The sequence below is a fragment of the Acinetobacter sp. genome (assembly GCF_036666595.1).
GTDB lineage: Bacteria > Pseudomonadota > Gammaproteobacteria > Pseudomonadales > Moraxellaceae > Acinetobacter.
Genome location: NZ_JAVWVO010000151.1, coordinates 1 through 526, shown reverse-complemented (window position 1 = coordinate 526; position 526 = coordinate 1). Strand labels below are relative to the sequence as shown.

At 47.1% G+C, this 526-nt stretch carries 2 protein-coding genes; both read left to right on the top strand.

Translation table 11 applies throughout. The features are described from left to right. The coding region (locus RR876_RS17315) for a hypothetical protein (protein WP_332637217.1) at positions 1–217 on the top strand (217 nt) is incomplete at its 5' end. Position 218: 1 nt separating this feature from the next. Continuing rightward, the gene (locus tag RR876_RS17310) at positions 219–518 is read left to right on the top strand and encodes a hypothetical protein (RefSeq protein WP_332555519.1); all 300 of its coding nucleotides are present in this window, start codon (positions 219–221) and stop codon (positions 516–518) included. Positions 519–526: the final 8 nt, after the last annotated feature.

The following is a 526-nucleotide window of genomic DNA, read 5'->3' as shown; positions in this document are numbered from 1 at the left end:
ATTTTTCTTAAGGTTTTTAAGCGCCAAAGTTGATGACGGGCTTCGGCAATATCCAGATTTAGTCGCCCTTGTCGCCGCGACTGATGACTACAGAAGTTTGACTGTTCAAGGTATTCAGAAAAAGATCATCTCAATCGCTTCTATGCTAGCGCCTAACTGCTCAGGCTCTGGATATGACTCATTCAAAGGCGACACCCTGAAAATAGTGAGGGCTTAATATGCGCCGCGCAGTGCTAATGATGACCGTGAGTAACTTCGGGAAGGGCTACGGGAAAGTCACCTGCCGTCTTGGAAAGAATACCTACAGCTTTGACTGGGATTCTTCTGTGTGCCAGACGAACAACGAAATGGATCACATCCGTGAAATAGCCCGTCTGGTGGAATCGACTGTTCAGCAGAACCTTCCTGAAGGGAACTATGCGGAAGTTGACCTGGAGGAACTAGCCCTGCCTATGGAATATGACTTCCCGATCAAAACCTATGCGTTTTTGTTCATGATCCACAAAGGAAAGCGCTAGACTTTCAG